The 14,598-nt window shown below is 64.9% G+C and carries 11 protein-coding genes; 8 read left to right on the forward strand and 3 right to left on the reverse strand.

Going from position 1 to position 14,598, the window contains the following annotated elements:
* Positions 1-173 precede the first annotated feature (173 nt).
* On the reverse strand, positions 174-1,268 hold the full coding sequence (locus AAFU51_16085) for an LptF/LptG family permease (GenBank protein MEO1572778.1): 1,095 nt from the start codon (positions 1,266-1,268) through the stop codon (positions 174-176).
* A 209-nt stretch (positions 1,269-1,477) separates the two neighbouring features.
* On the opposite strand from AAFU51_16085, the gene sucC reads away from it, so the two are divergent.
* From sucC to AAFU51_16105, 4 genes are all read left to right on the forward strand, one after another.
* Positions 1,478-2,647 carry an ADP-forming succinate--CoA ligase subunit beta gene (gene sucC, locus AAFU51_16090; protein ID MEO1572779.1) on the forward strand — a complete coding sequence of 390 codons (1,170 nt, stop codon included), beginning with the start codon at positions 1,478-1,480 and terminating at the stop codon, positions 2,645-2,647.
* A gap of 43 nt (positions 2,648-2,690) precedes the next feature.
* The gene (locus AAFU51_16095) at positions 2,691-3,737 is read left to right on the forward strand and encodes an ABC transporter ATP-binding protein (protein MEO1572780.1); all 1,047 of its coding nucleotides are present in this window, start codon (positions 2,691-2,693) and stop codon (positions 3,735-3,737) included.
* A gap of 91 nt (positions 3,738-3,828) precedes the next feature.
* Positions 3,829-4,236, forward strand: a complete 408-nt coding sequence (locus tag AAFU51_16100) for a GNAT family N-acetyltransferase (protein MEO1572781.1) — start codon at positions 3,829-3,831, stop codon at positions 4,234-4,236.
* Positions 4,237-4,306: 70 nt separating this feature from the next.
* Positions 4,307-4,747, forward strand: a complete 441-nt coding sequence (locus AAFU51_16105) for a DoxX family protein (GenBank protein ID MEO1572782.1) — start codon at positions 4,307-4,309, stop codon at positions 4,745-4,747.
* Positions 4,748-4,763: 16 nt separating this feature from the next.
* Here the strand turns inward: AAFU51_16105 and AAFU51_16110 are convergent, their stop codons facing one another.
* Positions 4,764-5,447, reverse strand: coding sequence for a thioredoxin family protein (locus AAFU51_16110; protein MEO1572783.1), 684 nt, complete (start codon positions 5,445-5,447; stop codon positions 4,764-4,766).
* Positions 5,448-5,674: 227 nt separating this feature from the next.
* On the opposite strand from AAFU51_16110, the gene AAFU51_16115 reads away from it, so the two are divergent.
* The 4 genes from AAFU51_16115 (at position 5,675) to AAFU51_16130 (ending at position 13,601) form a co-directional block, all read left to right on the forward strand.
* Positions 5,675-8,209, forward strand: coding sequence for an ABC transporter permease (locus AAFU51_16115; GenBank protein ID MEO1572784.1), 2,535 nt, complete (start codon positions 5,675-5,677; stop codon positions 8,207-8,209).
* Positions 8,210-8,310: 101 nt separating this feature from the next.
* A complete protein-coding gene (locus AAFU51_16120; protein MEO1572785.1) occupies positions 8,311-10,707 on the forward strand; it encodes an ABC transporter permease in 2,397 nt (798 codons plus the stop codon).
* Between the two features lie 97 nt (positions 10,708-10,804).
* Positions 10,805-11,110, forward strand: coding sequence for a hypothetical protein (locus tag AAFU51_16125; protein MEO1572786.1), 306 nt, complete (start codon positions 10,805-10,807; stop codon positions 11,108-11,110).
* Between the two features lie 91 nt (positions 11,111-11,201).
* Positions 11,202-13,601, forward strand: a complete 2,400-nt coding sequence (locus tag AAFU51_16130) for an ABC transporter permease (GenBank protein ID MEO1572787.1) — start codon at positions 11,202-11,204, stop codon at positions 13,599-13,601.
* 223 nt (positions 13,602-13,824) lie between these two features.
* Here the strand turns inward: AAFU51_16130 and AAFU51_16135 are convergent, their stop codons facing one another.
* Positions 13,825-14,400, reverse strand: coding sequence for a CHRD domain-containing protein (locus AAFU51_16135; protein ID MEO1572788.1), 576 nt, complete (start codon positions 14,398-14,400; stop codon positions 13,825-13,827).
* Between the last annotated feature and the right edge of the window lie 198 nt (positions 14,401-14,598).

Genomic DNA, 14,598 nt, shown 5'->3' on the forward strand with positions numbered 1-14,598 from the left:
CTCAAGAGTCGGTCGGGCTCGCGCTGGTCCGTTTGGCATGCGGGAGTGGTGCCCATATGTCATTGTGGCACCAGCTCTTATGGGAGTCCTATCTCGACGCTGGCCAACCCTTTGGCGTCACAGAAGCAGACTGCCTGCGGTGGTGGGGCGCTCAGGTCAATGCGGAAGACTCCTTACTTCCTGACCCGCAGTAGTAATGAGATGGCGACCCCGGCGAAGAGCAGGTGGGCCAGCCAGGCTGCAAGGGCGGGCGGCAAGTTCTCCGAATAGCCAAAGGGCTCGATGACTTTCTGCAACGCCAGATAGACGAAGGCAACGGCAAGGCCCAGCGTCATTTGCGCCGCCTGTCCTCCGCGCCGTCGCACCGATGCAAGCGGGACGCCGAGGACAACCAGGATGAGGTTCGCGAACGGATAGGCAAACTTGGTGTAGTAGCCAACCTGGGGCCGCCCGGTTTTCTGGGCGCCCGCTCGCTCCAGCGCCGCCAGATAGGCCCGCGCCTCGGGAATCGTTAGGCGTTCTGCGTCTCGTTCTGTCCGGGCGAGGTCGCGCGGTTTCACGGTCAGCGCGGTGTCCAGTGCTTGCACGAAACTCCGGGACTCGGACCCATCCGGGTGAAACGTTCGACGGGTAGCCCCTTGCAAGGTCCACACGCCGAGCGAGTCGTTCCAGAGCGCCTCTGTGGCATCCAGGCGGCGCACGATGCGCGTGCCGTCGTCTGCCTCCTCAAAGTCCTGCAGCGACACGCGAAAGCCGCGGGAGCGAGCCCGGTCGTAGAAGCCAACCATCAAGAGCGAACCCGGTGCATTTTGCCGGTAGAGTTCCGTGACTTCGGCGCCCTCCGGGGCAGATTTGTAGTACTGCTCCTGGAAATCGAGGACGGTCACGTTGGCTCGTGGCACCACGTAGCCGTTGAACCACAACATGAAACCGGTTACGAGCAGCCCTACCAGCATAAACGGCGCAAGGATGCGGTAGAGTGAAACGCCGGCCATCGTCATGGCGGCTAGTTGAAGCGACTGGCTGAGCCGCGCCGTAGTGTAGATCGTGGCGAGGAACAGCGCGAGCGGGCTCGTGAGCTTGACGATCTCCGGGATGTAGTTCAGGTAGTACGTCCCGAAGACCTGCTTCTGGGTCGCGCCGCGGTCGATGAAGTCGTCGATGTATTCAACATAGTCGAGCACCACGAAGAACACGATCAGCAGCGCAATCAAGAAGACGGACGCAATGCTGAAGCGCAGGATGATGTGGCGGTCGAACGTGGTCAAGCTCTGGCGGGTCGAAGGTCGAAGGTCGAAGGTCGATAAGGTGCAGGGTGGGTTTGCTCTCGTCAAGCCGCGGCGTCGATCTCCCCAATTATCCCTCTGAGAGTGAGGCGTCTCGTCCCAGACTTCGCACTTCTTCCTTCTGCCGTCCTTCTTCCCAGGCGTAGCTTCGCAGACGCTCTTTTCTACCCAGCCAGCCTATTCGCCCGTCCATGAAGATCCACGAGTATCAGGCCAAAGACATTCTCGGAAAGTACGGTGTTGCTGTGCAGCGCGGTATCGTCGCCGACACCGTCGAAGAGGCTGTCGCCGCCGCGAAGACGATGCAGACGGACGGCGTCGAGCAGTTCGTTGTCAAGGCACAGATCCACGCGGGCGGGCGTGGAAAGGGCGGTGGCGTCAAATTTTGCCCGACCATCGACGACGTTCAGGGGAAGGCCGAGGCCATCCTGGGAATGCAACTCGTGACGCCGCAGACAGGCGCCGAGGGGCAGCTTGTACGCAAGGTGCTCGTGACCGCCGCCGAAGACATCGCACATGAGTACTATGTCGGCGTCACGCTCGACCGCGCCAAGTCGATGAACGTCATCATGGCCTCGTCTGAAGGCGGCGTCGAGATTGAGGAAGTGGCAGCGACCAACCCCGAGAAAATTGTCAAGGTGTGGGTCGAGCCCGGTATGGGCCTGATGCCGTTCCAGGCCCGCGAGGTCGCCTTCCGGCTCGGCTTTGAGGGCAAGGCGTTCAAGCAGGCTGTCAAGTTCATCACCGCGCTCTACAAAGCCTTTGAGGCCGAAGACGCCAGCATTGCCGAGATCAACCCGCTCATCCTCAACGAGGACGGCGACGTGATCGCGCTGGACGCGAAGATCAACATCGACGACAACGCGCTTTTCCGCCACAAAGACACTGCCGCGCTGCGCGACGTCCACGAGGAAGATCCGCTCGAAGTCGAGGCGTCGGCGAACCACCTCAACTACATCAAGCTCGACGGCAACGTCGGCTGCATGGTCAACGGCGCCGGCCTCGCGATGGCGACGATGGACATCATCAAGCTGGCGGGCGGCGAGCCGGCCAACTTCCTGGACGTGGGCGGTGGCGCGAACGCGCAGACCGTGGAGGCGGGCTTCCGCATCATCCTGAAGGACCCGAACGTGAAGGCGATCCTCGTCAACATTTTCGGCGGTATCGTCCGCTGCGACCGCGTGGCGAACGGAGTCGTGGAGGCTGCGAAGAACGTGGACATCAATGTGCCGCTGATCGTCCGTCTCCAGGGCACCAATGCTGAGCAAGGCATGGCGATCCTCAACGAGTCGGGCCTCGAACTAGAATCGGCGATCCGCCTACAGGAGGCCGCCGACAAAGTCACGACGGCCCTCGCCTAGGAGGTGTGAACGTGTGGACGTGTGATTGCGTGAAGGTGTCTCAGTGACGACCCGCCAGCCTCATTCGTCCACACCGGTACACACGCACACCGGCGAAGCTGCCGGCATCGCCGTGGAGAGCGTCACGAAGCGCTACGGCGATCTCCTGGCAGTGAACAACGTCTCGCTCGAGGTGCCAGCGGGGTCGCTGGTCGCGCTTCTTGGACCGAGCGGGTGCGGCAAGACGACGTTGCTACGCCTCGTCGGTGGCTTCGAGACGCCCGACGCTGGACAGATCACGGTCGGCGCGCGGGACGTGACGAAGCTGCCGCCTCAGCAGCGCCCCTCGGCGATGGTCTTCCAGAGCTACGCCCTCTTCCCGACGATGACGGTGGGCGAGAACGTGGAGTATGGTCTGCGCGTCCGCAAGGTGCCTCGGTCGCAGCGCCGCCCCCGTGTCGCTGAAGCGTTGGGGCGTGTGGAGCTTGACGGCTTAGAAGCGAAGCCTGTGACGCAGCTTTCGGGCGGGCAGCAACAGCGGGTCGCGCTCGCACGAGCCCTCGCGGTAGCGCCCGCCGTCCTGCTGTTCGACGAGCCCCTCTCAAACCTCGACCAAGCGCTTAGAGAGGCTACCCGGCGGCAACTCAAGACGCTCCTGCCAGACCTGGGCACAACGAGTCTCTACGTCACCCACGATCAGCAAGAAGCGCTCGCGCTCGCTGACCAGATCGCCGTCATGCAGGCCGGTTGCATCGTGGAGGTCGGGGCCCCGGAGGCCCTGTACCGAAAGCCGCGCACCGCCTACGTCGCTCGCTTCCTCGGGGGCAGCAACGTGGTCGAGGACCCGCTGCTTGCCGAGCGGATTGCAGGGGAAGCCGGGCCACCAGGTTGCGTACTCGCGGTGCGCCCTGAGCATCTCCGGCTCGTCGATAGCGCCGCGCCTCAGGCTGTGCCCGTGCAGGTCCGATCCCGGCAGTTCCTCGGCACCTACAGCGAGTGGGAGGTCGAGACCGAGGGCTCGATGCTCCGTCTGTGGCTCGGTCCAGACGTGACGATGCCGGACACGGTTGCTATCGCTGCAGATCGCTGGCGCTGGGTCGATGCCACCTGAACGGTGCCCCTATCTTCGACGTGCGCAGATATCTTGGACGTGCGCGGACTCACCGCGACTGACGACACCCACCGCCGAACGCTCGACAACCATGTCTGGAACGCTAACAACCATTGAGATTCGTGAGGGGCTCGATGGGATCACGCCCGCCCGCGTCGCCACACTCTACCGCCGCGCTCCGCTGCTGCGGCCCGTTGGCTCTGCGGAGCAGCTCCGGCGTATGTTCGATGCCTCGTCCCTTGTGCTTTCAGCCTGGATGGGAGAGCGCCTGGTCGGCCTCGCGCGAGTGATGACGGACGGCGTCCAGTTTACCTTCCTGTGCGACCTGGCCGTCGAGCCCGATGTGCAGGGCGTGGGTCTTGGGCGGCAGCTCATCGAGGGCGTGATGGAACGGTGCCGAGGTACCGAACTCATCCTGCGCGACTCTGACATTTCAGCGGGCTTCTACCAGCGGCTCGGCTTTGTCAAGGTCACCAACGCTTGGATGCGGCGAGCCTAAGTCGGCTGGTCGGAGCACGTGCACGAGCAGGGCGTAGGGGATTGCATCCCCACACATCCACCACGCCGCCATGCACGTCCGTACACTTCTTTTCGCTTCTGATCGGTCACTCACAACGGGCCTTGGCCTCCTCGTCTTGCGGCTCTTCGCGGGACTGGCGATGGCGTTCGCGCATGGCCTCGGCAAGGTCCCTCCGCCGGAAGGATTCGTTCAGACGACGGCAGAGCTCGGATTCCCCGTGCCCGTGTTCTTCGCTTGGATGGCTGGGCTCAGTGAACTGGTCGGTGGCATCCTGCTCGCGCTTGGCTTGTGTACGCGCCCGGCATCGTTTTTCTTGGTGGTCACGATGGCTGTCGCCGCATTCGGAGCGCACGGGGGGGACCCGTTCAGCGGCCAGGAGAAAGCCCTGCTTTTCGGGGCCGTCTACCTGTGCACCCTGATCACCGGGAGCGGACGGTTCGGCATCGACCATTTCCTGGCGCCGCGCCGACGTACGCTGTCTTTCTCGTGAGCAACCCGAGTAGCGGTCAGTAGCTCCAGTCGGCCGTGACGAGTCCGAGCGCGCCATCGATCTGCGCCATGTCGAGTTCGCCGTAGTTATAAGCGACAGCCAACTCGCCATTGTCGTGGAAGACCCACGTCGAGGGGATCCACGTGACGGGAAGCCCGAGGAAGGTGCGGCGGCGTTGGCTCTTGTCGCTGCTCGGTCCGAAGTCAGTCTGCGTGAGCACGGTGACTGACTCAGGAATGGCGTATTGGTCGAGGGTTTCTTGACCCGTCTCGCCATCGCTCCAGATGGTCACGAACGTGAACGTGACGTCCGGGTGGCGCTCGATGACCTCGTACCAGCCCGCCCGTAGTTCGGCGAGGGAGTTGCCGCACCACGGGGCCCAGAAGTGCACCACGTGGACGCCGTCCTCCAAGATCTGTGTGCGAACCTGTTCCTCGGCCGCCGTTGGCGGGGTCACGTCGCCCACCATCCCGGTGCGTTCGTCGATGAAAGCACCCGCGACGTCTGCGCTGTCGGATACAACGCCGGTAAACGGCGTGAGCGTGGAGCCATCGTCCGCACAGCCGATTTCGTCGCTGGAAGACGTCGAGCTTGCGGGCGACGCAACCTCGGTGCCTGCGGTATCGTCGCTAGGCGTGGTCTGAGCCAACGCAGCGGGGACGGCGAGCAAGAGCAGCAGGGGGAGCAAGCGGGTCAGCATCGGTGCGAAAGCTGGAGGCAATAGACTGGCGTGATTGCCGACAACGGTAGCCAAGGGTCCGCGTTCCGAACTCGCGACTGATCAGCACGCGGACGTGTCGGAGCGCCCAGCCGGGTGTGCGGATCCGCGCAGTCGGTGGCGACTGAGCGGCCGATTGAGAGGAAAGGAGGCCCTGGCACTTCTTTTTCAAGGGCTGTGGACCACATCTCGTCCAGCCCCTCGTTGCCGTGTTCCGTACCTACTTTCGCACCACCGTCCGCACATTTCGTCGCCAGCCAGGCTACGCGGCGCTCAATGTGGCGGGGCTCGCGCTTGGCCTCGCCGCGTGCTTGCTCATCGGAGCCTACGTCGTGGACGAACTGAGCTACGACCGCTTCCACGCCGACGTCGACCGCATCGTTCGGGTTGTGATTGACGAGGGGGGCGAGCCGGATGGGACGTTCACCGGTCCGCAGTTTGCGCTTACGCTGCCGGACGCGTTTCCGGAGATTGAGCAGACAGCACGGGTGCTCCGAACCCGGGCGCTCGTCGCCTACACCGACCGAGAACTGGGCATCAACCAGCGCTACAACGAAGACAACGTGCTCTACGTCGACTCGTCGTTCTTCGACGTGTTCGGCTTCGAGTTTGTCTCGGGCGATGCGGGTGCGTTCGCTGGTCGGGATGCGATCCTGCTCACCGAGTCCGCCGTCCCGCGCTACTTCGACGATGCCGACCCAGTCGGGAAAACGATGACGCTCAGCAATGTCGCCGAGCGCACCTACACGGTCGCGGGCGTCCTGGCAGACCCACCCTCGACCTCGCACCTCGATTTCGACGTCGTCATCCCCTACGGTGCCTATTACGCCGAGCACGGCATCCCCTACGAGGTCTACTCGTTCTTCTGGCCGACGGGCTTGACTTACCTCCGCCTTGCGCCGGGGTCCGACATCGCCGCGATGGAGGCTCGCATGGAAGCCTACGAAGAGGAACTGCGCGAGGAGCAGTATGCCACTCAGTTTGACGTGCGGTTGGAGCGGCTCAGCGACATCCGTCTCGTGGGCGGCTACGACGCGCCCGGTACCTTGCCCCAAGTGCGCGCCTTCGGGGCCATCGCGGTTTTCATCCTGCTGCTCGCCTGCATCAACTTCATGAACCTGGCGACGGCGCGGGGCGCACAGCGGGCCAAAGAGGTGGGCGTCCGCAAGTCGATCGGCGCGCGGCGCGGCCAGGTAGCCGGGCAATTTCTCGGCGAGGCGCTCTTGATGAGCGGGCTCGCGCTCGTGCTAGCCATCGGGCTCGCGCAGGCAGCGCTGCCGTGGTTCAACGGCGTTGCAGCCAAAGAGCTCACGCTCGGGTATGGGACGCTGGGCTTTTGGGCAGCACTGGTGGGGATCGTCGCCCTGACTGGCCTTCTGGCAGGCAGCTATCCCGCGCTGGTGTTGAGTCGGTTCCAGCCCGCCGCGGTGCTGAAAGGGACGGTAAGCAGCGGTCAGGCGGGCGCGCGACTCAGGCAAGGCCTGGTCGTGTTTCAGTTCACCGTCTCGGTCGCGCTCCTGATCGCCACCGCCGTCGCGTGGCAGCAGCTCACCTTCATGCGGGAGGCAAACCTGGGCTTCGACGATGAGCAGGTGGTGATGCTCCAGGGGACAGGTCTGGAAGGAACATGGGGAGAGGACGGCACGCCCTCCCGCTACCCCATCCTGAAAGACCGCTTGGAGACGCTGCCCATGGTCCAAGCCGTGGCTGAGACGGGCACCGTCCCCGGTGTCAGCGACGGCGGCTCCTACACCACCGAGGTGCGCGGGACCCCCATCGGTCGCGACGGCACGCCGGTCGATTTCGTGGACGAGGACTACTTCGACTTGTTGGGCATCGAGTCGATTGCAGGACGCACCTTTGGCGAGGCTTACGCAGCGGATGTGGGGGGCATGGAGACCGTCACCTACGACGACAACGATTTCGTGACGGTGCGCCACGTAGATCGTGGCTTTGTCGTCAACGAGTCATTCGCGCGTGAGTTGATCGGTGCTCCGGCGGCGGGTGAGGAGCTGACCGAGGACCAGCTTGAGGAGGCCCTCGGGATTCCGCTACGGTTCTACGTCACCGAAAACGACATCGTGTACAACGATTACCGGGGCACAGTCGTCGGTGTGGTGCCCGATGTGCACGGCGCAAGCCTGCGCCGAGTGATCCGGCCGCGTGCGTACCAGCTTGACCGGACGCCGAACGACACCTACTTCCTTCTTAGTCGGGTCCTCGTGAAATTGCAGCCCGGGCCAGCCGACGCGGCCCTGGCAGCGATCGAAGACGTCTGGAAGACGGTCGCGCCAGAGCGCCCGTTCGCTCCCGAATTCCTTGACGAGCGCGTGGAAGCCCTCTATCGCAGCGAGGCGCGGATGAGTGAGGTCATCGGCGTGTTTGCGCTGCTTGCGGTGGTCGTGGCCTGTTTGGGGCTATTCGGGCTGGCGAGCTACACGGCTGAGCGGCGCCGCAAAGAGATCGGCGTGCGCAAGGTGCTCGGCGCGTCCGTGCCAGGTCTCGTCGTGCTCCTCGCCAAAGACTTCCTGCTGCTCGTAGCGCTTGCGTCCGTCCTCGCTGCGCCGCTCGCGTGGTGGGCGATGCGGGGGTGGCTCGCCGATTTCGCCTACCGCATCGACCTAGGACCTGGGCTGTTCATAGCCGCGATCAGCCTCGCCCTCGTGGTGGCGCTGGCTACGGTGGCTGGACAGTCCTTCCGCGCCGCTCGCCTGGACCCCATCAAGAGCCTTCGGCACGAATGATCCGCTGCGCGGCGTCGCAGGTCGCCGATCCCAAGTCAAAGGTCTTGGGGTGCTGACCTGGGACCTGCGACCCTAGACCTGCGACCCTAGACCTGCGACCTATGCTCAAGAACTACCTCATCGTTGCGCTCCGGGCGCTGCGCCGCCAGCCCGGGCATGCCGCGCTCAACATCACAGGACTGGCCGTCGGCATTGCGGCGGCCGTGGTGTTGCTGCTCTTCGTGGACCACGAGCGTTCGTTCGACCGGCATCACGAGGGGGCGGGAGACCTCTACTTGGTTGCCGAACGCCACGTTACGCCGGAGGACACCTATGAATGGGCCGCTACGAGGACGCCCGTGCTCCCGGTCATCGTGGACGAGCTGCCAGAGGTGGTCGCTGGGAGCCGCTGGGGCTGGTCGCAGGCGTGGTTTGCCCACGGCGATACCCGCCTGGAAGTCGCCATCCGTTATGCCGACCCTGGCCTCGAAGCGTCGCTGACGATTCCGGTGCTCGCGGGGGACTTGCGTGCTGCGCTCACCGAGCCGGGCCGCGTCGCCATAAGCGCGTCGACCGCAGCCAAACTGTTTGGGGACCGATTGCCGGAAGCCGTACTGGGCGAAGTGATCGACATCGACTTTGGCGATGCCAGCTACACCGTTGCTGCGATCGTGGCCGATCCGCCCGAGTCGACCAACTTCGAGTTCGAGGCGTTGGGGCCCTATGCGACCTACATCGAGCAGCGCGGCGGTGCGCGCTTCGGCGACAACTGGGCGTCGGTGACAGCCAACGCGCTCGTCCGCCTCGTGCCCGGAACCGACCCGGCCGGGCTGGCAGGCAGTCTTGAGTCCATCAGGACGACGTACTTCCAGGACGCGGAGGGTAGCGACATCACGGTCTACCTCAACCCGATCACAACCATCCGAGCGGAGTGGGCAGGGAACGGAACGCTGCTCGTCCTCCTCGCTGTCATCGCTGGGATCACCCTGCTGGTGGCCGTCATCAACTTTACGAACCTTGCCACGGCGCAAGCGCTGCGCCGGTCGAAAGAGGTCGGCGTGCGAAAGGCCATCGGGGCGGGACGGCGGCAACTCGCAGCCCAGTTTCTCGGCGAAGCGCTGCTCACGGTCAGCTTCGCGCTCGTGCTCGCGCTCGTGCTGGTACTGACGTTGGTGCCCACGTTCAACACGGTGTTCGAGACCGCCATTCATTTCAATGCGCTGCGCCACGGCCCGGGGCTGGTCGCGCTCGGAGGCGTGCTCGCAGTGATGGCTGGGGCCTATCCCGCTCTCGTGCTCTCGGGGCTGCGTCCCATCGAGACGCTCAAAGGGCGTGGCCCACGACGCATGTCCGGGGCTGGCGTGCAGCGCGGGCTCGTCGTCGTGCAGTTTGCGCTCGCCGTAGTCCTTATCGCGGGAACGACGACGGTGTGGCAGCAGGTGCAGCACCTCCGCAGCCAAGACGCGCGTTTCGACACCGCGAGCGTGCTCCGCGTCCCCGTGCTGACCGAGCCACTGCCTGAGGACGGCGCGGACGCTGCGCTCACCGCAGCCCGTGACCGGCTCCTGGCCGACTCGCGCATCGAGAGCGTCGCGTTCTCGACGGTTGTCCCGAGCCGCTACTATGTCAACTTCAACAGCTTCGGTCGCGAAGGTGCCTCGTTCGAAGAGCTCGTCCGCACGCGCCAGGCGACGATCGGGCTTGACTACGTCGAGGCCGTCGGGCTGTCGTTGCTCTCCGGCCGTGGCTTCCGCCCAAGCGATGCACTCACGCGGGAGGAGACCGGGACGCGCGCGGTTCCTGTCCTCCTCAACGAGACGGCCGCGGCGGCATACGGAGGCGTGCAGCCTGGCGACCGCATCCAGAACAGCGGTGGGCAGGCGCACGAAGTCGTCGGCATCGTGGCCGACTTCCAGTACCGGACGGCCGCCGAGGGCATCGAGCCACTGCTTCACTATTTCGGTGACCCGGAGCCGTCGGGCTACAGCTCGATGGTGGTGCGGACGCAGCCCGGCGAAGCGGAGGCTGGCATGGCGTTGCTGCGCGCCGTGTGGGCCGACCTCTACCCGTCGCTGGAGTTCGAAGGTGTGTTCATCGACGAGGCGTTCAACGAGTTCTACGAGGCGCAAGAACGTGTCGGACTCATCGTGACGCTCTTCGCGGGCATCGCGCTTGCGTTGGCGTGCCTGGGGTTGCTCGCGCTCGCGGCGTATGCGGCTCAGCGGCGGACGAAGGAGGTCGGGGTGCGCAAGGTGCTTGGCGCCTCGGTGACCGCGCTCGTGCGATTGCTCGTGTGGGACTTCGCGCGGCTGGTCGTCGTCGGGGCTGTCGTCGCCATTCCCATTGCCTACGCCGGGCTCGACCGCTGGCTCGACGATTTCGCCACGCGCATCGACCTGGGCCCCGTGCTGTTCCTGCTCGCGGGTGGGACCGTGCTCATGGCTGCGTTGCTCACCATCGGCGGCCTCGCCTATAGGGCCGCCACCGCCGACCCCGCCCGGACATTGCGCTACGAATAGTTCTCCATCACAGAGTCGCAGGTCGCAGGCCCTACATCGCAGGTCGGGCCCCTTTGACCTGCGACCTTTGACCCCTAACCTGCGACCCCCCAAGCCCATGGCCCAAGTCTGCATTCCCATCCCGCCCCTCCAAGAGGGCGACACGCTCGACGTGGAAGTCATCGTCAACGGCGAGCGACGACTGATGCAATACCGCGTCGAGGCGGTCGACATCGACCCGAGTGTCAACCGTGCTGAAGCGCTCCGGCTCTTCATTGATGCCTACGAGCCTGGATGGCGGCTCATCAACATTGGCATGCCGTCGGGCATGGCCGACCGCAAGACCCGCATCCCCGTGATGTTCCGCCAGCAAGAGGCGCCCGCTGACGACTACGCGCCCGAAGCAATCGAGCCTGCATCCTAGTCACCCGGTCTAGGTCCGTCGTGACGGGTTGGCTCCGAGCCCCAGCCTCGACCGATCACCATGGATCCAGGGCCACGGACCAGACCCCACCATGTTCAAAAACTACCTCCTCGTCGCGTGGCGTTCGCTGCGGCGGCAACGCAGCTACGCGTTCATCAACATCGTCGGACTGGCGCTCGGGCTGACATGCTGCGTGCTTATCGCAGCCTACGTCTGGGACGAGTTGCGCTACGACCGCTTCCACGAGAACGCCGACCGCATCCAGCGCCTCCGCGTGGAACGCTTCGCTGGCGACGGCTCAGAGGAACTGACCGTAGGATCGTCGCCGCCGATGGCCCCCGCTGCCATTGAGACGTTTCCCGAGATCGAGGCGGCCGTCCGGATTGCCGAGCGCACCTACTTCGTGGCGAGTGGCCAAACACGGCTCAACGAAGACGACTTTCTTTGGGCCGACGCGTCGTTTTTCGAGATGTTTGACGGGTTCGCGCTCGTGCACGGTGATCCAGCCAGGGTGCTGGCGGAGCCCTACAGCGTAGTCCTCACCGCAACGAGTGCGCGGCGCTACTTCGGTCAGGACGCCCCTCTGAGTTCGCTGCTGGGCGAAACGCTAGAGGTCGACGAGTTCGAACTCACGGTGCGTGGCATCGCCGCAGACCCGCCCGAGGCTTCCCACTTCTCGTTCGAGTTCGTTGGGTCGTTCGCCACGCTGGAGAGCGAGTACGGCGCGGACAACTACACGAACTGGTGGAATCTGAGCTACTACACCTACTTCCTCCTGCATCCTGAGGCAGACCCGGCAGCGCTCGGCGCGTCTATCCGCGAACTCCCGCGCCTCTACATCCCCGAGCAGGAAGATCGCAGTGGCTACCGGCAGTTTCTCTACCTCCAGCCACTCCCCGACATCCACCTGACGTCGCATTACCAGGACGAACTCGGCGCGAACAGCTACACGGCCTATGTGTGGGCGTTCGGCGCGATCGCCGTGTTCATTCTGCTCCTGGCCGTCATCAACTTCATGAACCTCGCCACGGCTCGGAGTGCGCAGCGGGCGCGCGAAGTCGGGATGCGCAAAGCCCTTGGCGCGGAGCGTAGCCAGTTGGCCTGGCAGTTCCTCGGCGAGTCGGTGCTCTACGCAGTCGCGGCGTTGCTCGTGGCGCTAGCACTCATCCAGATCGCGCTGCCGCTCTTCAACGGGCTCGCTGGCAAGGCGCTCACGGTGCCCTACGTCTCGCCGCTGTTGCCTGCGCTCGTTGCATTCGCGCTCGGGGTGGGACTGCTTGCCGGGAGCTATCCCGCCTTCGTGCTGAGCGCGTTCCGTCCGGCGGCGGTCCTCAAAGGGCAGCGCACCCCGAAAGGGCAGGGTGAGGGGTTACGCAAAGGCCTGGTCGTGTTCCAGTTCGCGGTGTCGATCGCGCTCGTCGTCGGTGCGTTGGTCGTCGGCCAGCAGTTGCGGTTCATGCAGACCCAAAACCTCGGCTTCGACAAAGACCGCCTCATCGCCGTCGACTTCGACGACGACGACGTAGTTGGCTCCCTGGATGTCTTCCGGGCCGCCTTGGAAGAGACGCCGGAAATCCGCTCGGTCACGTTCTCCAGCGCGGTCCCGGGCTATGAGATGCCTACGAACGTGATCGCGCGCGAACCGGGCATGACCGAGGCCGGCCAGACGTTCATCGTGCTGCCCGTCGAATACGACTTCGTGGAGACGTATGGCCTCGACGTGATGGCGGGCCGTGCTTTCAGCCGAGCACGGGCCGATTCGGCGTCGTTTATCCTCAACGAGACGGCGTTGCGGCGCCTTGGCTGGGCCGATCCGCAGGAGGCGCTCGGCGTCGAACTCACCCGTCAGTTTGGCGACACGCGAACCGTCGTGGGCGTGGTGAACGACTTCCACCTGAGCGGCTTGCAGGATGCAATCCCGCCGGTCGTGCTCTACTATCGTCCCGTCTGGTGCGATGTGGCAACGATCCGCGTGCAGACCGACGAGATCCCCGCCGCGCTCGCAGGCCTCGAAGCGGCGTGGGCCCGCCTCGCCCCCGACCGGCCGCTCGATTACGTCTTTCTCGACGACGACTTTGACCGGCAGTACCGCGCTGAGCGACGAATCGCGGCGGTGGTGCAACTCTTCACCGGCCTCGCGCTTGCGATTGCGTGTCTGGGTCTCCTCGGTCTGGTCTCGTTCACGACGCAGCAGCGGACGCAGGAGATCGGCGTGCGCAAGGTGCTCGGCGCGTCGGTGTCGAGCGTGGTCGTCTTGCTGACCAAGGACTTCACGCGGCTCATCGCTGTGGCCGTGTTGGTGGCCGCTCCGCTGGCCTGGTTCGGGATGGATCGGTGGCTCGACGGCTTCGCCTACCGCATTGCGATCAGTCCGCTCACGTTCTGCGTCGCTGGCGGCCTCGCACTGGCGGTCGCCTGGGCATCGGTGAGCTTCCTCACCGTCCGCGCCGCGCGGGCCAACCCCGTGGACAGTCTGCGGGCGGAGAGCTAAGACCAACTACGAGGAAGGATTGTACATCGCGGTAGAACGGCTCCCCCTGCCCTCCATCGCTTGCGCTCTTCGGGCGGTCCCCTCACGGCGTGAGGGGGACCATTTCGCGACCCTTCAGGGGGGGGACGGGGAGCCCTGGCGGCCTCAAACGCCACCAGACAGAAAATGGCGGAGGCGCTGGTTACGGCCAGCGCCCCCGCCAAGGGTGTCGATGAGGCGAGGCTCAGTCGTAGAGTTGGCCGCGGACGGCGCCAGCCGGGTAGGCCTCGGTGTGAACGTTGACGTAGTAGTTGGCTGGGTTGGCGAGGATGCGCTCGATCACGTCGCGCTCGGCCGTCACGCAGCCGATGAGGTTGGGCGGCGCGGGGACGGGGTTCTCGACGACGGTGTCGAAGAAGGAGATGGCGATGGGGCCGTTGACGCCAGCCGCGCCCTGGTGGATGTGCACCCGCGTCGGCTCACCCACCTTGGTCAGGTTCAGTTGGAAGCACGCGAGGTTGCGATTGGGGAAAAACAGCACCCGCGCTTTGCCCGAGCCATCGGGGTCGCCTTCACCAACTTCCGCTTCGCCGGTGAGGGCGGCTGTGAGAAACTGATCCTGGAGTGGAGCAAAATTGACTTCGCCCGAGACCGAGGCGAGCGTGGTGCCGGACGCGGAGGGGTCGCCGAATTGGCTTCCCGTCTGTGAGGCGTTGCCAGAGGCATCATCGTCGTTGTAGTCGTCGCCGTAGCTGTCGCACGCGGCTAGGCCGACGGCGAGGAGGAAGACGAGCAGGCGCAGAGAAAGAAAGCGGGGCATGGATTCGCAGGGAGATGAACAGGGGAGGAGTCGCACTCCGTTTCCCCATCAGACCCAGTGATTCCTCCTATGACCAGCTTCGCTCGAAAAAATGATGGGACGGTCGGCCCCAGTCCAATTCTCGGCTAGGGCGTGTGGACATTGATCGGGTCAGGTGCTCACGAGACGCCGTTTGCGTCTCCGAAAGGCGCACGAGGA

It is taken from the genome of Bacteroidota bacterium (assembly GCA_039821555.1).
Classification (GTDB): Bacteria; Bacteroidota; Rhodothermia; order Rhodothermales; family Rubricoccaceae; genus JBCBEX01.